At 35.6% G+C, this 22801-nt stretch carries 19 protein-coding genes and 1 pseudogene; 13 read left to right on the top strand and 7 right to left on the bottom strand.

Annotated elements, in window-relative coordinates; translation table 11 throughout:
• Window positions 1–47: 47 nt before the first annotated feature.
• The gene (locus tag CN326_RS25400; protein WP_141525014.1) at window positions 48–224 is read right to left on the bottom strand and encodes a tyrosine-protein phosphatase; all 177 of its coding nucleotides are present in this window, start codon (window positions 222–224) and stop codon (window positions 48–50) included.
• 216 nt (window positions 225–440) lie between these two features.
• Window positions 441–581, bottom strand: a complete 141-nt coding sequence (locus tag CN326_RS09490; protein ID WP_098308620.1) for a YrzI family small protein — start codon at window positions 579–581, stop codon at window positions 441–443.
• A 543-nt stretch (window positions 582–1124) separates the two neighbouring features.
• On the opposite strand from CN326_RS09490, the gene CN326_RS09485 reads away from it, so the two are divergent.
• Window positions 1125–3209: a hypothetical protein gene (locus CN326_RS09485; protein WP_098308618.1), complete on the top strand. Its 2085-nt coding sequence runs from the start codon at window positions 1125–1127 to the stop codon at window positions 3207–3209.
• 174 nt (window positions 3210–3383) lie between these two features.
• On the opposite strand, the gene CN326_RS09480 is transcribed toward CN326_RS09485, so the two are convergent.
• Window positions 3384–3851, bottom strand: coding sequence for a MarR family transcriptional regulator (locus CN326_RS09480; RefSeq protein WP_176524569.1), 468 nt, complete (start codon window positions 3849–3851; stop codon window positions 3384–3386).
• Between the two features lie 182 nt (window positions 3852–4033).
• Here CN326_RS09480 and CN326_RS09475 point away from each other — a divergent pair, with 182 nt between their 5' ends.
• The 3 genes from CN326_RS09475 to CN326_RS25040 all read left to right on the top strand — a co-directional run bounded on the left by CN326_RS09475 (window position 4034) and on the right by CN326_RS25040 (window position 7829).
• Window positions 4034–4765 (top strand): DUF6022 family protein, encoded by a 732-nt coding sequence (locus tag CN326_RS09475; protein WP_098308614.1) that lies wholly within the window; start codon window positions 4034–4036, stop codon window positions 4763–4765.
• 378 nt (window positions 4766–5143) lie between these two features.
• A complete protein-coding gene (helD, locus tag CN326_RS09470; protein WP_098308612.1) occupies window positions 5144–7492 on the top strand; it encodes an RNA polymerase recycling motor HelD in 2349 nt (782 codons plus the stop codon).
• A gap of 208 nt (window positions 7493–7700) precedes the next feature.
• Window positions 7701–7829: a hypothetical protein gene (locus CN326_RS25040; protein ID WP_255258115.1), complete on the top strand. Its 129-nt coding sequence runs from the start codon at window positions 7701–7703 to the stop codon at window positions 7827–7829.
• A gap of 124 nt (window positions 7830–7953) precedes the next feature.
• Here the strand turns inward: CN326_RS25040 and CN326_RS09460 are convergent, their stop codons facing one another.
• On the bottom strand, window positions 7954–8229 hold the full coding sequence (locus tag CN326_RS09460) for a DUF2071 domain-containing protein (RefSeq protein ID WP_098308608.1): 276 nt from the start codon (window positions 8227–8229) through the stop codon (window positions 7954–7956).
• Between the two features lie 639 nt (window positions 8230–8868).
• On the opposite strand from CN326_RS09460, the gene CN326_RS09455 reads away from it, so the two are divergent.
• The 3 genes from CN326_RS09455 to CN326_RS09445 are packed head-to-tail and all read left to right on the top strand — an operon-like array spanning window position 8869 to window position 12769.
• Window positions 8869–10449 carry a spore germination protein gene (locus tag CN326_RS09455; RefSeq protein ID WP_098308606.1) on the top strand — a complete coding sequence of 527 codons (1581 nt, stop codon included), beginning with the start codon at window positions 8869–8871 and terminating at the stop codon, window positions 10447–10449.
• A gap of 27 nt (window positions 10450–10476) precedes the next feature.
• Window positions 10477–11580, top strand: a complete 1104-nt coding sequence (locus CN326_RS09450) for a spore germination protein (protein ID WP_098308604.1) — start codon at window positions 10477–10479, stop codon at window positions 11578–11580.
• Window positions 11564–12769, top strand: coding sequence for a Ger(x)C family spore germination protein (locus tag CN326_RS09445; protein ID WP_098308602.1), 1206 nt, complete (start codon window positions 11564–11566; stop codon window positions 12767–12769). The genes CN326_RS09450 and CN326_RS09445 overlap by 17 nt, the downstream gene beginning before the upstream one ends.
• Window positions 12770–12973: 204 nt before the next feature.
• Here CN326_RS09445 and CN326_RS09440 read toward each other — a convergent pair whose 3' ends face one another.
• Window positions 12974–13384, bottom strand: coding sequence for a 3-hydroxyacyl-ACP dehydratase FabZ family protein (locus CN326_RS09440; RefSeq protein WP_098308600.1), 411 nt, complete (start codon window positions 13382–13384; stop codon window positions 12974–12976).
• Window positions 13385–13529: 145 nt separating this feature from the next.
• On the bottom strand, window positions 13530–14729 hold the full coding sequence (locus tag CN326_RS09435; protein ID WP_098308598.1) for an LL-diaminopimelate aminotransferase: 1200 nt from the start codon (window positions 14727–14729) through the stop codon (window positions 13530–13532).
• 378 nt (window positions 14730–15107) lie between these two features.
• Between CN326_RS09435 and pduL the strand changes: the two genes are divergently transcribed.
• A complete protein-coding gene (pduL, locus tag CN326_RS09430; protein WP_098308595.1) occupies window positions 15108–15677 on the top strand; it encodes a phosphate propanoyltransferase in 570 nt (189 codons plus the stop codon).
• 32 nt (window positions 15678–15709) lie between these two features.
• Here the strand turns inward: pduL and CN326_RS09425 are convergent, their stop codons facing one another.
• Window positions 15710–16912: an MFS transporter gene (locus CN326_RS09425; RefSeq protein ID WP_098308593.1), complete on the bottom strand. Its 1203-nt coding sequence runs from the start codon at window positions 16910–16912 to the stop codon at window positions 15710–15712.
• A 354-nt stretch (window positions 16913–17266) separates the two neighbouring features.
• Between CN326_RS09425 and CN326_RS09420 the strand changes: the two genes are divergently transcribed.
• The 5 genes and pseudogenes from CN326_RS09420 to CN326_RS09400 form a co-directional block, all read left to right on the top strand.
• Window positions 17267–18052: a class I SAM-dependent methyltransferase gene (locus tag CN326_RS09420; RefSeq protein ID WP_098308591.1), complete on the top strand. Its 786-nt coding sequence runs from the start codon at window positions 17267–17269 to the stop codon at window positions 18050–18052.
• Window positions 18053–18124: 72 nt separating this feature from the next.
• Window positions 18125–18310, top strand: a complete 186-nt coding sequence (locus CN326_RS09415) for a DUF3970 family protein (protein WP_098308589.1) — start codon at window positions 18125–18127, stop codon at window positions 18308–18310.
• Between the two features lie 782 nt (window positions 18311–19092).
• Complete coding sequence (locus CN326_RS09410; protein WP_098308587.1) at window positions 19093–20265, top strand: DUF418 domain-containing protein; 1173 nt, start codon at window positions 19093–19095, stop codon at window positions 20263–20265.
• A 122-nt stretch (window positions 20266–20387) separates the two neighbouring features.
• A complete protein-coding gene (locus CN326_RS09405) occupies window positions 20388–21596 on the top strand; it encodes a cytochrome P450 family protein (RefSeq protein WP_098308585.1) in 1209 nt (402 codons plus the stop codon).
• Between the two features lie 21 nt (window positions 21597–21617).
• A pseudogene (locus tag CN326_RS09400) lies at window positions 21618–22159 on the top strand (ABC transporter permease); the annotation flags it as partial.
• Window positions 22160–22801: the final 642 nt, after the last annotated feature.

Genomic DNA, 22801 nt, shown 5'->3' with positions numbered 1-22801 from the left:
ACGTATTGTAGCTGGTCTTTTCATGTTTTATTACCAATAGTATGATTTTATTCCAGTAGTAGATTTTGCAAACTATTTTTCTGTATGTTACAAACTTGACAAAGATAATTTTTAATAGTGCCGTATTTTTCTATAATTTCATTGTAAATCTCATCTAAATATTCACACCGTACCTCTAACATTGGTTTTAAACGTTCGGGTGAGATTTGAAAAGATTCATCCATCTAATAATTTTTTTGACTTTTTTCATAGCTTTCATGAATATATCTCCAGTTACCTATAATGAAATTCTTTTAAATACTTATCTTCGTTTATTTAACATCCTCACACAAGATTATGATTTGTTATGCAGAGTCTATCTCCACAATCCAAACCATAATTCGCTGCTTTGACAAAATCATTACAAACATCTCCTTTCATCGTTATTTGTTATTAAAAAATTAAAGGTGGTTATAAAACGAAATTTGACGATCTTTTACTTCGTCCATGATCTTTTGAACACATTGTTCATGTTCAAGTTCTTCTTTAGATAGACGGGTTTTTTGAATCGTAATCGTTAAAAAGAATACATGAAATGTCATATACTGTTTACTCCTCTCAAGTGTATAAATTTGTAAGAAGGCGAAAATCGCACAAAAAAGCCACAGGAAGACAAAGTGCTCCTGCGGCAAGGCGTGAAAAAGCCACAGGAAGGCATTCGACCTCCTGTGGCAGAATTATTTAAATCATAATAAAGGCGATTTTCAATTCTCCATATGGGTGGTCGAATATATATTTGATTGTGAGACAGATGCAACATAAACACTTATTTTCATCATTTCATTCGACCTCCTTTGGAAATTTTTTCTTACTTAAGTAAGTATATACAATTAGGTAACTTTTGTAAACCTTAAAATGTAAAAATAGGGTAAAAGTTTTGAATTTTAATGAAATTGCACAATTTCTAAGGGAGATGTTGTGGTGTATAACGAACTATTAGTGTGAGGAGGGATGGAACAACTACTTTTAACATTTTAATAATAGTAACCTTTTCTTGCCTAAGACAAAAGTGAATAATTGGAAAAATATAAATTGTAAGTAAAAAATATGTATAAAAGAATACACTTGTAGAAGGAGGGATGGGGATGAAAGGTTGGAAAGATGACGTTTTTAAAATACTTGGAGTATGGTCGCTACTTGGTGCTTATATCATTTTAACGATGACTATGCGCTACTCATGGTCTACGCTGTATCAAAGTTTAGCTGTAATAGGGGTACCTGTTATTGGAATAGTGTGGTATTTCGCGATAAGAAATTTAATGTTTGCGAACACGTTGTTTATAAGAGGCATGCGTGTAACCTTATATCTCGCTTATGCGTGGTCATGTTGGATGCTTCGAAATATTTACGGTGTAGAAAACGAAGAAGTATGGCTCTCAGTTAGTTGGTTACTTCCAGCATTATATCTTTATGTAACCGACAAAAAAGCAGAATGGTATGTGCTTGGAGGCGGAGCATTACTTTTCTTTTTATCAACGATAGACGAAATAACGTGGTTTGCTGTTTCAGATAAATGGCAATCTATTATAATAACTATCGCTTCGCTAATATGGTACCGAATTGAATTGAAAATGCCGGGGCGTTATTTATTTTACACAACTAGTTTATTAGGATTATGGATGGTGTACCTTGAAAATTTATACGAAGGAGGAGAGCCTAACTATTTGATCAAAGTAGTGTGCGCAATCCTCATGACGGTCATGTACTTTATTATATTTAAAAAGATAAAAGAAGGAAATGTATATAAAATAACAGCTGGTGCAATCTTAACGGCGTGGTCATTATATGCATTGATAGACATAACCAATCTATTTACAAATTTAACTATGAATATCTCTTATATATTAATGGGACTTGTCGGTTTGTTTGTCGTAATTTCACAACAATTTTTTACTTGGCAAGAAAAAAAGAATCAAACACAAACAAATCCTCGAAAAATCGGAGAATATGTGCTGTATGTTTTAGTAAGCTCAATAGGAAGTGTTCTTTTCCTTGCAAGTCTTTATTTTATTTTATGGGAAACATTAAGAGAAAGCAGCGTAATCATGATTGTAAGCGCTACGCTCAGTGTGCTTGGAATATGGGGATATAAAAAAATAACAGCAAAATTTTTACGTGTTTTTTTATTTGTTTTCGCTATCATGGCGGGAATTACAACATTTGTAACAGATCATCATTACATATGGGGAGTGTTGTATGCTGGTTGTATTTTTGCGTATTGGATGTTCGCAAAACATAAGGCAGAACAACATAGTTTATGGTGGTTATTGGAAGGAATTATACTTAGTGAATGTATGAGAGGTGCGGACTTTTCAACAAGTATGGGCTATCTCGTACTCATTCATATCGGATTTTTCATTTTTGCGATTGCACGAAAAAATGAATTTTTATTACGAAATAGTGTTGGGTTTGGAATGATGTATGTATTTTTCTATTTGTTAGAGAAATACGAAGGTGCAGATTCTTGGTTTATTGTAATCGTACATGGTGGATATACATTACTTCTTGTGTTAGGCATGCTATATGTAAAGGATTCTGTAATTAAACGGATTGGTATCGTTATTTATTTGTTTACGAATCTTATTATGTATGAAACAAATTATATTGGAAACTATGGATTGAGTTGGATGTTATTTCTTGCAGGGGTTGTATTGTTACAAACGAAAAAACAGCAAAAACAAGAGAACATTGTAAAATATAACATAACATACAAGAAAAAATATATATGGTTAGTAGGTATACTTTCTACTTTTATTTTATTAGGTACTGTTACACAGCAAGAATGGAACTATTATAACGGTAATACCGTGTTACTAGAATTAGAAAATCCAGTTAAGGAATTAGGAAATGTGAAAAAAGCCTGGTTTTCTTTCAAAATAGAAGCGGAAGCAAACGAAATGATGCTGAATCGTGAAATACAAAAAGAAACAAAAACACCTATGTTTATAAAATTGAAAAAAGGACAGGGAGAGAGTTATCGAATAGATAAAATAAAGCTTAATAACTACCCGAAAGAAAAAGGTATCTGGATAAAAGGATATATGAACTATGGGTATGTTACGATAGGAAGTACACGTGAAGTTCCTATTACCCTTGTAAAAGGGGAGGGGCTGTATGCAAAAGTGCAAATTGCAAAGAACGGAAATAGCAGAGTAATTGAAATTCAGTGAAAGTAAAATGTGCATGAGTGGGAACAAGGCATAAAAGGTATTTTTTCAGACTGTGGAGAAAAGTTTCTCTACAGTCTGTTTTTGGCTATTTTGGATTACCCACATGTCTTTCCAAAGGCATGGTATGCCTACTCTTACTTGATCTGTAAGGTTACCAGTTAAATAATTTCCATATTATCTCAATTTCTTTGACTCTTCGTGAAGTATAGCTTGGCTGAGGACTACAAAATCAATAAGAAATTTAATCTCCTGGTCATTATATTTTTTGAATAGTTCTCTCATGGATTGGCTAAAAGAAGTGAAGAGAGGAAGAATCTCTTTCTCCACTTTTTCAAGATTTACATGAATGATGACACGTCTGCGGTCGTTCAAATCTTTATCTCTGTACACATAATTAGTTTTTTCAAGCCTGTCAATTACACCAGTAACGGTCCCCGTCGTAAATCCAGTCATTTCGGCCAGCTTGCCGGCAGTCATAGGATAGTTCCGTAAAATAACATCCAGGCATTTGTGATCCGTTGAATTCAATCCCAGTTTTTCAGCCATATTTTGATGGAACATGATTGTTTCCGTGCTGAAGTTTCGTAATTCCTCATTAAACAATTCAAATAATTGTTCCCTCGACAGATTTTCTAGTGACATTTTAATAAACCTCCGCATATAATATTTTATCTCACGAGATAAGATATTTATAAAACGAGATAAGAAACCTATTTAATATATTATATAAAAACAATACCAATTCAATGCAAGCAAATAATTTGTAGTCGTTAGGCGCGGAAATGTCTTATATGAGTGGGAAAATAAACTGAAAGGTGTTTTTTATGAATTCACTGAAAGAAGTTCTTACGCAAGAAAAAGAGATTACGATTCATACGCTTGCAAATTACATGAACCAATATACCCGTAATAATTGGAAATCCGTATTGCAGGAAAATCAATTGGAGTTTCAGGATGCATTTGATAAGTCAGGGGAATTTGCTTACGGTGTCTTCGGACGTAAGTTGTTCGGACCTTTGATCAAAGAAATTGAGCGTGAAGGGTTTGTCTTGGAGTCGGACCATTTGGCTTCTTCCGTAGAGTATTGGGGGCCGCCGGAAGAACGGGAACGGTGCATGTGGCATGTTTGCAAAAAAGCCGACGGTACTCTGATGGGAAGCTTGGTCACCCGTGTCTTTCACGATCATACTCAGTTTCGTATACCCCGTTCACCGGATATTATAGCACTTGAGAAGACGGAAAGAAGCGAGATTGTCGAGGCATTTTCGCGCGCTTCCACCCGTATCACCAAATATAACGAATTTACTGGTACATTTTTAAGCGAAAAAATTGACAGTGGCGAACAAAAGGACCCTGGTTGGGAATACAGTGTTGAGGTCGGATTGGGGGATTATCTTGAAATCGATAACCCCGAAATGAGCGAGGGAATGTTTGATCACGCTCTTTCTCTTTGGGGACGCAATAACTGGGAACTAACGTCAGTCGTTCCCTATCAGGGACGTCTAATCGCATTCTTTAAACGTCCTGTTTTCGGAAGAGAGAAGACAGGAAGATAATCACAGTAGTTAACGACTTTCTAAGGGGTAATACCATGAGAATTAAACAACTTTATTCTTAAGCAACATAAAGAGCTCAAAGGATAAGAAGTAGTTGAATACACCAAATAAAAAGTCGANNTCGACTTTTTATTTGGTGTAATTTATTTAATGTGTAAAATGTCTGGAGTTTTATTTAGTTCTCTCATAGAGAGCGCAATTGTTTAATAACTTTATCTATTTTCGTTGAATTAAGAAAGATGTATATGTTAAAATGAAAAAATGACCATAGGGTAATACTGGTTTTACTTCGATAATTACCCAATATAATTTTATCAAAAAACAACTGTGTTTGTCAAACTTTTGGTCAAATTATTTTTCTCGATAAGGAGTGACAATATGGAACAGTATGAGCAAGAATGGAAGAGAGAACAGCAACGAGTAGAGGAAGTAATAAAGAAAATTAAAGAGGAGATAGATGTTCTTCAGCAATATGTGAGTAGCGGGAAAAAAGAGGTAGTCAATATTCGAAAAGACTTTTGGAATGATGTAACAGTTAACTTCGATAATGCTGAAGAGGCTGTTGAAACTGCAGCGAGTATAAAGCAACAAGTAGAGTTGTTATCTGAAAGAGAACGCAGTCATTATCATGCAGATAGGCAGCTTAAGATGCTAAAACGACTAGAGCAATCTCCGTATTTTGGGAGAATTGATTTTTTAGAAGAAAGTGAAAGAAGTACTGATCAGATTTATCTTGGGATGCATTCTTTTTTTGATGAAAGCACAGAACAATTTCTTGTATATGATTGGAGAGCACCTATATCCAGTCTATATTATGATTACTCGTTGGGAGCGGCCGTGTATAAGGTGCAAAATGAAATTATTACAGGAGAAATCACTTTAAAGAGACAATTCATCATTCGTAACAGTCAAATGGAGAGTATGTTTGATACAGGAGTAACGATTGGTGATGCATTATTACAAGAAGTGTTAGGGAAGAATGCGAATACACAAATGAAAAGTATCGTTGCTACGATTCAGAAAGAACAAAATCTAATTATTCGTAACGAAACGAGTCGTTTACTTATTGTGCAAGGAGCAGCAGGAAGCGGAAAAACATCTGCTGCATTGCAGCGTGTGGCTTATTTACTATATCGATATCGAAATACATTACATGCGGATCAAATTATTCTTTTTTCTCCTAATTCAATGTTTAATAGTTATATTTCGACTGTTCTTCCTGAATTAGGAGAAGAAAATATGAAACAGACAACATTTCAAGAATATTTAGAGGAGCATATAGATAAGAGTTTTGATGTAGAAGATCCGTTCACACAAATGGAATATGTACTTTCAGAGATAGAAGAACGAGAATACTCAGTACGTATGCAAGGAATTCGATATAAAGCAAGTGCACTTTTCGTGAAGGCTGTAGATAACTATGTGACGTATTTGAGACAAGATGGAATGATTTTTAAAGATGTTAAATTTCGCGGAAACTTATTAATGTCGAAGGAAGCAATAAAAGAGAAATTTTATTCTTTTCCTGTTTCTATGAGAATTCCGAATCGAATAAAGTTAATTTCTGAGTGGTTATTAAAAGAACTAAAGAAAAGAGAGCGGCTAGAACGAAAAGAACTTTGGGTTGAAGAAGAAATACAACTGTTAGATAAAGAAATGTATGCTAAAGTTCATAAGAAACTTCAACAAGAAAAACAGTATGGTGATAATACATTTGATGATTTTGAACGTGAACAACAAATGTTAGCTGCAATGATTGTGAACGCCCGCTTTAAACCACTTCGTAAACGTGTGAAGAGACTTCAATTCATTAATACGCCTGCAATTTATTTACAGTTGTTTACAGATTCGTTGTTTGCAAAGCAATTTACAGATAGTAATAGCCTACCACCAAATTGGAAAGAAATATGTGAAGAAACGGCAGAACGTATACAGCGCTTTTATATGGCATATGAGGATGCGACACCTTATTTATATATAAAAGATCAGCTGGAGGATTTACAAAGAAGTACATCTGTAGAGCATATATTTATTGATGAAGCTCAAGATTATTCAGATTTTCAATTTACCTTTTTGAAGCAATTATTTCCACATAGTAAAATGACGATACTTGGTGATTTTAATCAAACAATACATGCACATGCGACTGAAAATGGATTTTCGCAACTATATGCTTTATATGGAGAAGAAAAAAGTGAACGCATTGAACTTACCCGTAGTTATCGTTCGACGAAACAAATTATTGAATTTACGCGGCAACTTATTTCAGGGGGAGATTCTATTGAACCTTTTCAACGTGAGGGAAGCAAACCAGTTATAACAGTAGTAGACACCGAAGAGGAACTGCATCAGAAAATTGTAAGTCGGATTAAAAATTTGAAAGAAAATGGTCACAAAACGATAGCAGTTATTTGTAAAACTGCTCAAGAAAGTAAAGCAGCATATGACATACTGCAGCAATATATACAAATTCACCTTATTGAAAAAGAAACAGCTTCGTTTAGTTCGGGGATACTTATCGTACCTTCTTATTTAGCGAAAGGTGTAGAGTTTGATGCGGTTATTATTTATAATGCTTCACATAAACAATATAGAAGAAAAAGTGAACGTAAACTTTTCTATACAGCTTGTACACGTGCTATGCACGAGTTATATATTTATTATTTAAATAAAATCAGCCCATTTTTATCAACAGTCGAGGCAAATACTTATACGCAGGATAAATAAACCACATAAACAGAGGTCATGATTTATAGCATGATCTCTGTTTAGCTTACATTTTTTTATGACAGCGGAACAGTTACATTGTGTTTCATTCATAACAAATGGCGTGTTTTGGGGGATGAAATTTCCGCACATAAGACATAATAATAGGTAAGAAATTCCGATTAGAGTAAAAAGTCGCGGTGTCAACTGCTGATATAGGATGATTAAAATGTGGAAAATGATTGTTTCCTATCTTCCAGAGTGGAAAGTTTTCGGGCAAGCTTTTATCGTATTTTTCATTCCGTATGTAATTTCAAAAATTTTTAGTTGGATTCATTCGTTAGAGGATGAGGAATGAAGTGGATTGTTATATTGAAGAGCAAATATCAGATGTAGTGAATACTTTTGCAATGAAAAATTTGTCCTTCTTTTTGAAAAATAAATTTGTATGGAGTGATATGGAAAATCGAACCATGTCCTCTCTATTGTATATGAGGCCTAACCTTCCATATCAACAGACGTAAAAAAGCATCGGGTTTATCATCGTATTGAACGTATGTACATACATTGATTTCTGGAAATTTAGACAACAATGCTACATATGGAAATTTACGAGCATACACTCCCTCCATAACAAATACAACCATTCCTAACCAAGCATATCCATTAAAGGTGTCAATTTGTAAGGAAGAAGGAGTATGTGGCCGTAAAGTTTCACCTAGAATAGGGCAGTGATTGATTTCATTCATTAAATTCATAAAATGATCTCTTTTATTTATATATACCTAGTTTGAGTTTTAAGAATGAAATGGCCCAATTTTTTACCCCCACATTAACGAGAAGTAAGATCCCGATATAAGATTCTAAGAAAACAAAAAAGATAGATGAGAATAACTGCTGTCATAAGCCCAATTAGTTGAACTTTATCTGTGTCGCTAGTTTTTATTTTGATGAATATGATTTTAGATGTGCTTAAAGCGAGCGTTACCATCCTCATTTCTGTCACCATTAATAGAAATAAGAGCAACCTTTATACCAATTTCAATATCTTCTCCTAATCTATTCTTCTAATCTATTCTTCTAATCTATTCTCCTGCGAAGATTTTAATCCAAACGGATACTCCAAATATTAGATATTTTTAAACGCTTAACTCAATTGATTAAATGAACGCGTTTATCAATCTCCGTAAAACCACAGACGTTTCTTCTATCTTGAACTCGATTTCGCTATTGCAATAGCTTTTATCCAATGAAAAATTGATTATATGTAATAACATAAATTTCTTTTTTTAGGAAATGATTATAGTTGTGAACTGTTTAATTTACACGATTGAATACTATAGAAAGCATGGTACTAGGTTGCTGGATGTACATTAAGTTTTCAAAGAGAAAGAGTGATGGGAATGAGTGAGCAGAAATCAAAGATCAAACAAATGAAGAAAACAACCAATACATATGAAGATAAGCAGGAAGTTAGGTCTTTTCAGGACTCAACAGAACATTTTACAGGCGATTTCACCGCAGATTTGGAACTTGTAAAGAAAGAAATTAGTTATAACTCAGATGTACACTTTCGGGAGTTTAACATTGGGCGTACAGGTATTCAGGCGGCAATCATTTTTGTGGAGGGTCTGTCGGACAAAGAGCTCATCGACACACACATTATGAAATCATTGATGCTTGATTTTTATGAAGAATACAAACAGGATTCATCTTATATGAAAGGTACAGTTTCGAAAGAGTTTATTAAAGAACAAATCCTTCCCATTAGTGAAGTAAAAGAAGTTCATGATATAAAAGATTTAATGTCAAAAGTGTTGACAGGTTCAACGGCACTTTTGATTGATGGATCATTAGGTATATTAATTCTTGATACAATAAAAGGGAGAACGCGGAATATCGAAGAACCGATATCAGAAGTATCGGTTAGAGGTCCACGAGTAGGTTTCACAGAAATTTTAAGCGATAATACCGCTCTTTTGCGACGTCATGGTGAAAATGAAGGCCTATCATTAATAAAGTTTCAAGTAGGAAAGCGGGCAAAAAAAGAACTAGCCGTTGTTTATATGAAAGAAATTGCTGACTCGGCATTAGTAGAAGAAGTTAAGAGGAAAATTCAGAAAATTGATATTGATAATGTACTGGAATCAGGCTATGTAGAGCAGCTCATCGAAGATAATTATTTCAGTCCTTTTGCGCAAGCGCAGAGTACGGAGCGTCCTGATCGCGTTATCGCCGCACTAATGGAAGGTCGGGTTGCGATTTTATTGGACGGGACACCTTTTGCTTTGATCGTTCCAGTTACATTTAGTATGATGATGCAATCGCCCGAAGATTATTATGAACGTTGGATTCCTGGCACGCTCATCCGCCTATTACGCTTTGGAGCAGCAATCATTTCTCTTTTTACACCTGCCTTGTATATTTCCTTTATCTCGTTTCACCCTGGATTGATTCCGACCAAGCTAGCCGTTTCCATCATAGGAGGACGGGAAGGTGTGCCGTTTCCTGCAATTATAGAAGCATTGCTTATGGAAGTAGCTATCGAAATTTTACGGGAAGCCGGACTACGTTTACCAAAACCAATTGGCTCGGCGATGGGGATCGTCGGCGGACTAATCATTGGACAGGCTTCGGTAGAAGCAGGGATTGTTAGTCCCATGATGGTAATCGTAGTAGCTGCAACTGCCATTTCCTCATTTGCTCTCTCACCTTATAGTACAGCGATTCCACTGCGCATTCTTCGCTTTGTAGCCATGTTTTGCGCTGCCATGTTTGGATTGTACGGGGTCATTCTGTTTTCCCTCTTCTTATGCAGTCATATGGTGAAACTAAAGAGTTTTGGCGTACCTTATGTCAGTCCGGCTGTTCCTTATCGATTAAGTGATTGGAAAGACTTTTTGGTTCGCATGCCATTTCAAATGATGAAACGTCGTCCGAAGATGCTAAATCCGAAAGACCCCATACGAAAAGGATAGCTTACTTTAAAAAGGAAGTGACCAGTGATGATTACTAAACCTAAAGATCAAATTAAGACGTCACAAGCAGCTGTTATTCTTATTAATTATGTACTTGCAGCAGGCATTCTCACCTTGCCTAGAACAGCTGGGGAGAAAGTGAAGACACCAGATGTTTGGATAACTGTTATTTTAGGCGGGATAATTGCGATGATTGCAGGATTGATTATGGTCAAATTAAGCCAGCAGTTTCCCGAAAAAACATTTTATCAATACAGCCAAGACATTGTAGGAAAATGGGTAGGTGGGTTATTGAGTCTATTTATAATAGGTTACTTTTTTATCCTTTCTTCATTTGAAGTCAGAGTGCTAGAAGAAGTAACGAGTTTTTTTTTACTGGAAGGAACTCCTGGCTGGGCTATTATCATGACATTTATGTGGACGAGTCTTTATTTGATGTTAGGCGGCATAAACCCAATGGCTCGTCTGTTTGAAATTATATTCCCAATTACGGTCTTCCTTTTTTTGTTGACTGCCTTTATGAGTATTGGAATATTTGAGATAGATAATCTTCGTCCGGTATTAGGATTAGGAATTATGCCGGTGCTAAAAGGGATAAAAACAACAACTCTCGCATATTCAGGATTTGAAATTATGTTGCTCCTTTTGGCGTTCATGCAAGAGCCAAACAAGGCTGGCAAGGTTGTTTTAGTTGGAACTCTCATTCCTTTAATTTTTTATGTTATTACAGTTGTGATGGTTATCGGAGCATTATCCGTCGATGGAGTGATAACGAGAACATGGCCAACGATTGATCTCATGCGAAGTTTTGAAATTCCCGGCTTAATATTTGAACGTTTCGAATCTTTATTACTTGTAATATGGATTATGCAAATCTTTTCAACCTATACAATCTGCTATTATGCTGCTGCTTTGGGGCTGGCTCAACTCTTTAAAAAGAATATTCATTCGTTTATGTATGGGTTACTTCCGATCGTTTACATCATTTCCATCACTCCTAAAAATACCAATGATCTATTTAAATTGGGGGATATGATTGGTAATGCTGCTTTGTTTTTATTCGGTGCATTGCCACTGCTTCTTCTCATAATCTTCAGATGGAGGAAGAGAAAGAATGAAACAAATTCTTAATCATGTACGGTTCCTCCTGATTTTACCGTTGGTTCTTTTACTTCTATCTCTTACAGGGTGCTGGAGCAGCCATGAAATTGAAGAGTTGGGTTTCGAGGTAGGTTTGGCATTTGATAAAGGAAAGGAGTCGACTGTTGAGAAAAAACTACAAAAACAAGGCGGGGGGTATCCGAAGAAGAATATTATAACATCGACCTATCAATTCGTTGAACCGCAATCATCAAGTGGAGGAGGGAAGGCTGGATCATCGCAACAAAAATCTTACAAGAATGTTTCTGAAACCGGAGATTCTCTCCACCAAATGATTCGTGAAGTTTCATTAAGAAGAGATCGGCCTGTAATTTTTCACCACACGAAAGTGATGGTTATTAGTGCTGATCTCGCACGCACGTTTAGTTTGAAAAAGTTACTTGATGTTTATCTTCGTGATAATGAGATTCGACCGAGCTGCCTCATGTTAATTAGCAAGGGGCGAGCCAGCAAGACGCTAGAAACAGATGAGCCAGGAGAAATTCCGGCGCTTCGTTTATTTGGAATTGCAGATAATCAATACAGAACATCAAGGATTTTACCTCCTGTTCCGCTTGCTAAATTACCAGGCAAGATGCAATCAGAATCCAGTTTTCTGTTGCAAAATGTGGTTTCGTCAGATGGGGAAGTGAAATTTTCGGGAGCTGCGATCATTAAAGGAAAAACAAAAAAATTGCGTGGCTTTTTGAGTGAAAAGGAATTGGAAGGCTTAACATGGATATCTGGAAAGGGGAAAGGTGGTTTGGTGAAAGGTGTTGATAAAAAAACAGGACAGCTGATTATGTATGAGGTCGCATCTATGAAAAGTACGATTACCCCTCACGTTAAAGGAAACAAAATCTCTTTTGATGTAAACATGGAATCAGAGGGACGGATATCTGAAAACTGGGTTGCTTCGGGTACACCTTTTAAAAATCAGTTTATAAAAAGGGCAGAAAAAGCCGCTACGCAAGAAGTAGATCGACTAGTGAAGCATACACTGAAAAAAATTCAAAAAGAATATCAGGTCGACGTTGCTGGATTCGGAAACAGATTAAAAATTGAGTATCCTAAAACGTGGGAAAAGGTTAAAAAAGATTGGGATAAAACATTTAGTGAGGTTCCAATTAAATATAGCGTAAAATTAACTATTAAGGATTATGGCGCGGAAGGGTCTTAAAAGTGAGATTCCTTACTCAATAGTTTTTTATCTATTCATGTTAAGAGAAGTAAGGCTTTGCAAAAAATCAATTAAAATCAACATTAGTAAACATTAGGATTAACAACCTTTTTGGAGACTATTTCTCTTTTTAAAAACAGAAAAGAACAGTGAATGTAAACATCACTGTTCTAACTTTTATAAATTGGGATTTTAGCTCTATTGTTACACAGACTCCATATACACTAACAATTTATCTACGTTGACAATTGTCTTTCCATTTACAGCGGCATGACCTTTTCCGAGAATAAATCCACGTTTATTTCGAATAACTTCATAATATAGGTCTAATCGATCACCAGGCTGAGCGGATCCTAAAAATTCTACTCCTTCTAGTGATGAGAGAAATCCTAACCCGACAGTATTTTCCAGGCTGACAAATGCTCCGAGTTGTGCAATTGCTTCAATAATTAACGTGTGTGGCATTGTCGTTTGTGATTCTGTTATAAACCATTCATTGCAACTTACATTTTTATAACCTTTTACCGACTTGCCAGATTCCATTTCAACGATATGATCAACCATTAAAAAAGGATATCGGTGCGGCAGTACACTTTGAATGTTAACTTTGTTCATACGTTACCTCCTGATTATATATTATAAGTGTAGTTTCTAAGTCAAGATAAGAGGAGGGTAACTGTATCAGCTATGGCATGATTTCCTTTATTCCTTTTATAAAAAATAAACCCCTGCTTCGAAAAAGAGAGCAGGGGGAAGGTAATTAATTTCTTACTAAATCGGCTGCACCCTCACTAGAAAAAATACCACTATTTTTAATGTTGTTAACTACTTGTTTTAACTTTTCTTCATTTTGAACAAGGGCAATGCGAACAAAGCCTTCTCCATGCGGGCCAAATGCATGACCAGGTGTGACAACGACATTGGCACGATCAATCAATGCGTATGCAAATTCTAAAGAAATCCAACCTTTTGGAATTTCTGCCCATATGAACATACTTCCAGCTGGTTTTTCAACATGCCAGCCTGCTTCAGCTAGTCCATCAATAAATGTATCTCTTCGTTTTTGATAGATCGTCCGGTTTGCTGCGCAATATGAAGCACCTTCTCGTAAAGCAACAGTTGCGGCTTTTTGAATTGGAAGAAAGACACCGTAATCGATGTTTGATTTAAATTGTTTAAGTGTTTCTACAATCTCTTTATTTCCAATCATATAGCCAATACGACTACCAGCTAAGCTATAACTTTTAGATAGAGAGTTGATTTCGACACCAACATCTTTTGAACCCGGAACGGATAGGAAGCTAATAGGCTTTTGTCCATCATAATAAAATTCAGAGTAAGCAAAGTCATGAACGACAATAATATTGTATTCTTTTGCAAAAGCAATAACATCAGTAAAAAATGATTCTGTTGCCATTGCCGGTACAGGATTACCAGGAAAGTTTAATATCATCATTTTTGCTTTTTCGGCAACTTCTTTCGGAATCGTATGTAAATCAGGAAGAAAAGCATTTTCTTTTTTTAATGGCATAAAATACGGAGTTGCACCTGCCATTGCAAGTCCTGTTGCATATGCCGTATAACCTGGATCTGGAACAAGGATAATATCATCTGGATTAGCAAAAGCCATCGGTAAATGAACAAGTCCGTCTTGTGATCCCATTAATAATAATACTTCGTTATCAGCATTTAAAGCGACATGGTGATTAATCTCATAATATTCTGTCACAGCATTGTGAAATTCTTGTGTACCTGTCAATGTATATCCATAATTCTTTTTTTCATTTGTTGCACTTACTAGTGCTTCTCGTACAATATCAGCCGGAGGCATATCTGGATTTCCGATACTTAAATCAATAATTTCATGACCTTCTGCAATTTTCTCTTTTTTATAGGCTGCTAATTCACTAAAAATTGAGGATTGGAATGCTTTCATTCTTGTTGCTAGCGTGTACTTCATGTATAACCCCTCCTAAAAAATACTACTATTTTCATTAAACTTTGTTTTTAGTATTCATATTCTTTTACTTTTCTGAAAACACACATATTTACATTTTAACATTTTTTTACGAAAATACAAAACTAGCAATTAAAACAAAATTTCATTCACTGTATTATTTTTATAAATAATAATAAAAAAATAATATAACCCCCTCTAAAATTTACACTAGAATATAGATTCCTTATTTGGATATATAATTCAAAAAGTAAGGTTACTTCAAAAAAATCATTAAACACACCTATTACAATTTTTTCATAACATTTATTACTCCTAATAACTAAATTTCACAAATCAGGAAACAATAGAAAATGTATATTTATAAAAGGAGAAATAAACATGAAGCAAATTCCTATTGGTGTATCAAATCGGCATATTCATGTGACAAAGGAAGACTTGGAAAAAATTTTTGGAAATGGCTATGAGTTAACAGTAGCAAAAGAACTTTCTCAGCCAGGAGAATTCGCCGCAGCAGAAACAGTTACCATCAAAACGGAGAAATCAGAAATTGCGAAAGTACGAATTCTTGGGCCAGTTCGCAAATTTACACAAGTGGAGATTTCAAAAACAGATGCACGGAAGCTTGGAATTAATGCTCCTATTCGTTCATCAGGAAATATCGATGGAACACCTGGTATTACTGTAATCGGCCCGAATGGTAAAATTCAAATTGATAAAGGGGTAATTGTTGCTGAGCGGCACGTTCATATGACATCAGAAGATGCGGAACATTTTCGAGTGAAAGACGGGCAATATGTGAGTATTAAAGTAGGTGGAGATCGAGCGCTAATTTTTCATCAAGTATTAGTTCGTGTGAAAGATACATTTGCATTAGATATGCATATTGATACGGATGAAGCGAACAGTGGTGATATTAAGACAGGTGACTTTGGTGAACTACTTTCATAATAATGAAAGCCATCTCTAACATGAGATGGCTCCTACATATTTGTTGTTTGAGAAGTATTTTTACTCGGTTGTTTTTGCTGTGATAATGAAACTAAAATAATAAGTAGAGAAATGACACCGAAAATAAGTACCATATATTGCAATCCGATTGTATCTAAGAAGAAACCCGTTCCGAGTAAGACAATTTGGAACATTACACGCTCAAACATATTACGGAATGAAAATATACGCCCATGGTAACTTTTATCAATTTTCGTCTGGAAAATCGTTGACATAACAGGAAAGAAGCAGCCAACACTAAATCCAAACATACCGAAAGATACAAGTGTCATCCATTTTATATCACTAAAAAAAAGAGATAAGTGAGAGAAAGCAATACAAAATGAAAAAATATACAGTAACTTATATGATGAAACGTGTTCTGATAAACGTTTAATTACAAATGCACCGAGCATAAACGATAAACCTTCAATTGTATAAATAAATCCTTTAATTGTTGTATCATGCTGCATTTCACTAATATTAATAACCATTAAATTAAAGCCACCGATAAATAAAAGCGGAATAATACTTAAAATTAGAGCGCGAAATGCAATAGGGACTTCTTTTAAAATGTGAAACACTTCTATAAAACTTGTATTTTGTGATTTCTTTTCATTCGTTATATCTGTTTTCGTATCTTCAAAGTTTAATAAAAAAGTAAAAAAGAATAATAGTGCGTAAGCAGCCATTGAAAAAGCATACATATATTTTAAACTCATTACAACAAGAAGGACTCCGCCCAGCGAGGTACCGACAATACGAGCGATTGTTCCGATGTTCATATGAATTCCATTCATTTGCAATAATTCATGTTCCTGAACAATAAGTGGGATAACAGATTGTAGTGCAGGGAAATAAAAGGCTGCAGAAATTTGAATGGCGATCATAAATAAAATCATAAATAAAATACTCTCGTAATGAATAGCGAAAAACATAAAAATAACACTTAATACACGACCAAAGCCTGCATATAGAAGTACTTTTTTCTTAGAATATTGGTCAATAAACCTTCCTGCCATGGGACCAACAAGGACTCCGGCTAATAATCCAATAAACATAATAACGGATTTCATAAAATCAGATGGAACATGCTTTTGCATGAATTCTAGGTTACCTAGAATTCCAAGCCATAAACCTACCCCAGCAATAAATTCACCAGTTAGAACAATCCATACGTTTTTATTACGCCACATAGAATAACCTCTCAGTCTTTAATAGTAGTGAAACTCGTATATAAAACCTCCTTTTTCCATTTCATCTTATAACTGTATATTTTGAGTTAGGGTATATATTAAGGGTTTGAAAGAAGAATTTCAATTTTTTTGATTTATAAGTTATTTCCGTTACAAATGGACAGATTAAAATAGATTCATTTAACTATTAATATATAAAATCAATAGGGAAATAAGGAGATAAAGGCGTATATAAATATGATGAATGTATACATAGGAGGACTAGATGTGATAAATAAAAATTAGTTTTTGCAGGACTTTAAAACTGTTCATATAACTTTATGAAGGAAAAGGGGATTAAAGGGGCTGATGTAAATGAATAATGAAAAGTTAGTTGTGAACCAATTTGGTCAAAATGCTACGAAATATGTAACGAGTCTAATTCATGCAAAGGGAACGGATTTACAATTTCTCATTGAAAACGTTAGAAACAATAAGAATGGTCGCCTTCTTGATATTGCGACCGGTGGAGGACACGTTGTAAATGCATTAGCTTCTTTATTTCAAGATGTCGTTGCATTTGATTTGACGGAGAACATGCTAGAGAAAGCAGAACAATTTATTCATTCAAATGGACATACAAATGTTTCATTTGTACAAGGGAACGCAGAAAAATTACCATTTCCAAATGAATCGTTTGATACCATTACGTGCCGCATTGCTGCACATCATTTTACCAACATTGATCGATTCGTTACGGAAGTACATCGAACATTAGAAAAACATGGTCTGTTTCTTCTTATTGATAATGTTGCTCCAGAAGTTGAAGAATACGATGTTTTTTATAACTTTTTAGAGAAAAAGCGTGATCCAAGTCACCAACGTGCTTATAAAAAGACAGAATGGATATCGTTATTAGAAAGAAATGGTTTACAGGTACAATCATATACCACTTTTGATAAAGAATTTAAGTTTGAATGGTGGTGTGATATGATGAATGTTCCTAAAAATGAAAGAGATGAATTAACACACTATATGATAAAAGCTCCTAAAGAAATACAAGAATGGTTTCATATCACAATAGAAAAGAATGAAATACAGTCTTTTTATACAGAAATGACTTTGTTCGTTGCTAGAAAATCATTTACCTTAAAAAGATAATTCATACTTGCGGGATTTGTAGTAGTCGATATACTTGGTAGAGTAAAACATATATAGTAAGGAGCAACAATAATGATTCGTGTACGTATTGAAGGAACAGAAGCTGAAGTTATGCAATTTTTAAAAGATATGCCTGAGGTACCTGGATATGAAAAAACACATTCTCGTGAACCCCGGAAAGGAAATAATCCGAAGTATACAAATAGCAAGAGTGTTTTAGCGTATTTAACATATAAGCAAAAAGAACAAATAAAATAATAGACTACAAAATAACCAAGCCAATTTAGGATTGGTTATTTTATTTCGCATGAGAAAGAGAAAAACTACACTTATAGCTTATTAACTTGATGAATAGCCCATGAGAGCATGAATGCAACATGTTCAAGTGTAAATACTGACCTGTTATAAAAATGTTTTAGACGGAGCATCGTTGGTCTAATTAGATTTCCCTATTCCTATTTTTCTACTTTAGTAAAATAAAGATTTAGACTGATGACTAATTTTCTTTCATGAAGAAAATTTTTATTAAAACAAAGTATTAGACTAAATAGTAGATATACGATTTTTATACGGGCAATAAGGACAATTCAGGACCTACATTCACTTAAATCGTGACCCTAATTGGCCCCCCCTAGTAACCCTGTTGATGATAGTTATCGGCAGAGAGGATCAACTTGTAACTGGAAAATGGTGGGTGTTGATTAATAAAATAGCAGTTCGGGATAGTAATAGGTATTATGATGCTGAAGAACTAGAAACGTGGTTTAGAGATTTCTCGGATTGAACTTACAAAGAACCACCTATAAGCTTGATTATGTGAACAAGAAACCCCCTCCAGACCGCTTAGCTGGAGGGCTTTTTTATAAGCTTCTAGTTACATTGACTGCCGATAACTCATGTTATGCCAACTTCACATGTAGACGTTATACAAATAAAATCTTTAATTGCTTCTTATGAAATTATGGTATATATGGTATTTTTTACAAATAAAGTAAATGTGTGATTGATAATGAAAAAATTAAGAAAGCGGAGAGTGAAACATGAAAAGCAGTAAACGAATTCGAAGTCTAGATATTTTACGAGGAGTAGCAATTTTAGGGACCTTAGGAACAAATATTTGGATTTTTGCACATTTAGGGGATTTGAATTATATATTTACCTTTACTCATAACAAGTGGTGGTTATCAGGTGACGCCTTTTTACGAACTTTATTTTTAGCTTTAATTAATGGCAAATTGCTTGGCTTATTAGCCATCATGTTTGGCGTTGGGTTGGAATTAAAATACCAGCAATCGCAACGGTTGAACCGTCCTTGGCCAGGAATATACATATGGATCTCCTTAATTCTACTTCTCGAAGGATTTCTGCACTTTACCTTGGTGCTGGAGTACGACATTTTGATGTCTTATGCAATGACCGCGATTATTGTCTCTCTTATCGTCAAAGTAGGAGAAAAAACGATGCGAATAACGATGATCAGTGCTGCAGTGATTCATGCCTTCTTTATATTAATTGTTTGCTTAGGTGTACTGGGACATCAAGTAAATAGTGAGTCATTTGCAGTACCTCAAGAAGTCACTAAGCTTTATCAAAGTGGATCTTGGTTGAAACAGGTTCAATATCGACTTAACCATTTTTGGGATTTGCGGACAGAAGCAATCTTTGTTATTCCCTTTAATATTTTTCTATTTTTAACAGGTGTTCTGCTGATGAGGAAAGGAGCTTTTGCGAACGATGATAATGGACGGAACATTCGCAAAAAGATGATGAAGATCGGACTGTCTCTTGGTTTACCTCTAAACTTATTGCTGTTTATTCCCGGAGGTTATTTTGATTTTCCAGTAAGGTATGTATTTGCTCCGGTTCTATCGATTGGATACATGGGGGCAATCAGCTTGTTGGTTGAAAAATTCCATTCCTTTTCATTATGGAGCTTTCTAGAAAGAGCAGGTAAGATGTCCTTGAGCTGCTATGTATTACAAAATATTTTGTGTTCAGTTCTGTTTTATGGTTGGGGCTTGGGATTTGGTGGAAACCCCAACTCGTTTACGGTCATTTCTGTTTGGATATTAATCTGTTTGCTGCAGTTACTCTTTGCTACTTTATGGTTAGGTTACTTTACCATGGGGCCGATGGAAACAGCACGCAAGCATCTAGCTAACTTACTAATAAGAGAAAAAACAAGGAAGCAGCAGGACATATCTCGATTCTGATTACCCATAACATGAGGTGAGTCATATTTCGGTTGCCAATATTCAGTCTATTCGATGCATCGAATACACCTTTTTGACAAAGGGCTTTAAAGCATGAATAACAAAAAAGAGAGGGAAACCAAATGAAAAAGATTACAACAGAAGATTTTAGTTCGTCAGAAAATATGAAGGATGTTGTTGGCTTTTATAAAAAACTAACGGAACAACAAGAGCCGCTTATCCGTCTAGATGATTATTATGGAATGGGACCAGCCTGGCTTGCGATTCACCATGAGGATACAGTAGCTATTCTCAAAGATCCTCGGTTTATTCGAGATGTGCGAAAGCTACAGCCTACACAAGATCAACCAGATTTAGAAGATCGATCTGAGAAGTGGGAATGGAGTATAAATTTCCCAAATATGCTGGAATCTGATCCACCTGATCATACTCGTTTGCGCAGGTTAACAGCCAAAGCTTTTACCCCTCAAATGATCGCGAATCTAGAACCTCGTATTCAACAGATTACAGATGAATTATTGGATGCAGTACAGAAAAAAGGGAAGATGGATCTTATTGCAGATTTTGCTTTTCCACTTCCATTTCGGGTTATTGCTGAGATGTTAGGAATACCTGTTTTGTATCAAGAGAAAATTTATGATTTGTGGGTGAGCATAAAGACAGATCCTAATCAAGACCATCATGCATGGATCAAAGAGTATTACTCATGCATCCGAGCAACATTGGAAGAAAAACGAAAACATCCAACGGAAGGTGTAATCAGCTCCCTGATACACGCACACGATCAAGAGGATAAACTGAGTGAACCCGAACTGCTCGCTACCGTCCAATTACTCATTACTGCTGGACATGAGACCACAACAAATTTGATTGGAAATGGTATGGTTGCTTTGCAGAAACATCCAGAACAATTAGCTTTGTTGCGTAGTAATCCTTCTTTGCTACCTAATGCTATCGAAGAGCTACTTCGCTATGCTGGACCGCTCATGATCAGCTGGCGTTTTGCAAGTGAAGATATAACGATGCATGGGAAAAACATCCGCAAAGGTGAAATGGTTCTATTCTCTCTTGGCACTGCGAATCTTGATCCAAAACAGTTTTCCAATCCTGAAGTATTCGATATTACGAGAAGAGAAAACGATCATCTTGCCTTCGGCAATGGTATTCATCACTGTTTGGGTGCGCCACTTGCAAGATTGGAAGCAAAAGTTGCCTTTGGTACTTTGCTTAGACGCTTACCAGATTTAAAATTGGCGATTGATCCAGATGAATTGATTTATAACCATAATGGAGTGGTACGTTACATAGCTAGTATTCCAATGATTTTCTAACCTTCGGTGGTATGTTGTTGTGTATCCTACACGGCTTTCCACCTATTTACCGATGTGCAACGGGGCATATTGGAGCGGTTTCACACCATGCCGATTTCACGTTCCACTTTACTGTGGGGGCTTGGCTGACATCGCTGGTATCCAACGCCATATCGGTTGTCGTCATTATTCTCGTAGCATTAATTATGGGTTTTCATTCGTCGGCGGGGCTACTGCCATGGCTTGCAGTAGTCGGCATACTCGCGCTGTTTACGCTGGCATTAACTTGGGTCGCGGCGATTGCCGGACTCTCCGCAAAATCGGTGGATGGCGCAAGCGCCTTTTCCTACCCGATTATCTTCCTGCCGTTTATCAGCTCGGCGTTTGTGCCGACCGAGTCGATGCCGACTGTCGTTCGCGTCTTTGCAGAGAACCAACCGGTAACCTCGATAGTGGAATCCATTCGTGCGTTGTTGTCAAGTCAGCCAGTGGGTAATGATATATGGATTGCTCTTGCGTGGTGCATTGGGATTATGATAGTGGCTTATATCTTTGCAATGAGGGCGTATAAAAAGCGGGTATGAAGAATGTGATGGAAAATATAAATTTAGCAGAGGTACAGCTACAGAGAGGGAAAATTGTGAATTTTCCCACTTAAACTACTATGAAAATAAACTTCTGTAACTCTGAAAAAAGACAATACCTAAGAAGACCCGTCTCAATCGTTTAAAAAAATGGAGAGAGCCACAATTAATCGATCTATGGATTGGATTGATTGAATTAAGAACCAGTATAGACAGTTCAGTATATTTTCATTCTCTGTGGTGCAACGACGATTTTTCGCTGCATGGTTGGCTAACGGGGGCGTTAGCTTAATAAGCCAAATTAAAAAATCGGTTCCTAAACATAAAAGGAATCGATTTTTTTCTATGCTGTAATTTGCTTAGCGTTGTAAATCCGTATTTTCCTGACGCTACCCCATGCCCATCAAGCTAAGATTTTAAGACACCCCCATAACGAGAATTTTACCTTTTTACAGTTATTTATGAGAATTCGGCTCATTTTTTTCGTTTTGGGGAACAATCAATTTCTTAAGTTGATGGCGATGGGGTACCGCCAGCATTTCGGAAAAAACCCACGCTAAGAAGTTTTTAATATAAAACAGCAATTGTTTTGTTTATAAAGCGTATACGAAATAAACATTTATTAAATAGCAAATGAGATGA

Origin of the sequence: Bacillus sp. AFS018417 (genome assembly GCF_002560985.1) — a bacterium.
Lineage (GTDB): Bacteria > Bacillota > Bacilli > Bacillales > Bacillaceae_G > Bacillus_A > Bacillus_A rhizoplanae.
Note: the sequence above shows the minus strand (reverse complement) of the source record. Positions and strands in the feature narration are given on the sequence as shown.

Bases quoted from the DNA above. Each gene is read 5' to 3' on its own strand.
- CN326_RS25400 (WP_141525014.1), bottom strand. From the start codon at position 224: ATGGATGAATCTTTTCAAATCTCACCCGAACGTTTAAAACCAATGTTA.
- CN326_RS09490 (WP_098308620.1), bottom strand. From the start codon at position 581: ATGACATTTCATGTATTCTTTTTAACGATTACGATTCAAAAAACCCGT.
- CN326_RS09485 (WP_098308618.1), top strand. From the start codon at position 1,125: ATGAAAGGTTGGAAAGATGACGTTTTTAAAATACTTGGAGTATGGTCG.
- CN326_RS09480 (WP_176524569.1), bottom strand. From the start codon at position 3,851: ATGTCACTAGAAAATCTGTCGAGGGAACAATTATTTGAATTGTTTAAT.
- CN326_RS09475 (WP_098308614.1), top strand. From the start codon at position 4,034: ATGAATTCACTGAAAGAAGTTCTTACGCAAGAAAAAGAGATTACGATT.
- helD (WP_098308612.1), top strand. From the start codon at position 5,144: ATGGAACAGTATGAGCAAGAATGGAAGAGAGAACAGCAACGAGTAGAG.
- CN326_RS25040 (WP_255258115.1), top strand. From the start codon at position 7,701: ATGTGGAAAATGATTGTTTCCTATCTTCCAGAGTGGAAAGTTTTCGGG.
- CN326_RS09460 (WP_098308608.1), bottom strand. From the start codon at position 8,229: ATGAATTTAATGAATGAAATCAATCACTGCCCTATTCTAGGTGAAACT.
- CN326_RS09455 (WP_098308606.1), top strand. From the start codon at position 8,869: ATGGGAATGAGTGAGCAGAAATCAAAGATCAAACAAATGAAGAAAACA.
- CN326_RS09450 (WP_098308604.1), top strand. From the start codon at position 10,477: ATGATTACTAAACCTAAAGATCAAATTAAGACGTCACAAGCAGCTGTT.
- CN326_RS09445 (WP_098308602.1), top strand. From the start codon at position 11,564: ATGAAACAAATTCTTAATCATGTACGGTTCCTCCTGATTTTACCGTTG.
- CN326_RS09440 (WP_098308600.1), bottom strand. From the start codon at position 13,384: ATGAACAAAGTTAACATTCAAAGTGTACTGCCGCACCGATATCCTTTT.
- CN326_RS09435 (WP_098308598.1), bottom strand. From the start codon at position 14,729: ATGAAGTACACGCTAGCAACAAGAATGAAAGCATTCCAATCCTCAATT.
- pduL (WP_098308595.1), top strand. From the start codon at position 15,108: ATGAAGCAAATTCCTATTGGTGTATCAAATCGGCATATTCATGTGACA.
- CN326_RS09425 (WP_098308593.1), bottom strand. From the start codon at position 16,912: ATGTGGCGTAATAAAAACGTATGGATTGTTCTAACTGGTGAATTTATT.
- CN326_RS09420 (WP_098308591.1), top strand. From the start codon at position 17,267: ATGAATAATGAAAAGTTAGTTGTGAACCAATTTGGTCAAAATGCTACG.
- CN326_RS09415 (WP_098308589.1), top strand. From the start codon at position 18,125: ATGATTCGTGTACGTATTGAAGGAACAGAAGCTGAAGTTATGCAATTT.
- CN326_RS09410 (WP_098308587.1), top strand. From the start codon at position 19,093: ATGAAAAGCAGTAAACGAATTCGAAGTCTAGATATTTTACGAGGAGTA.
- CN326_RS09405 (WP_098308585.1), top strand. From the start codon at position 20,388: ATGAAAAAGATTACAACAGAAGATTTTAGTTCGTCAGAAAATATGAAG.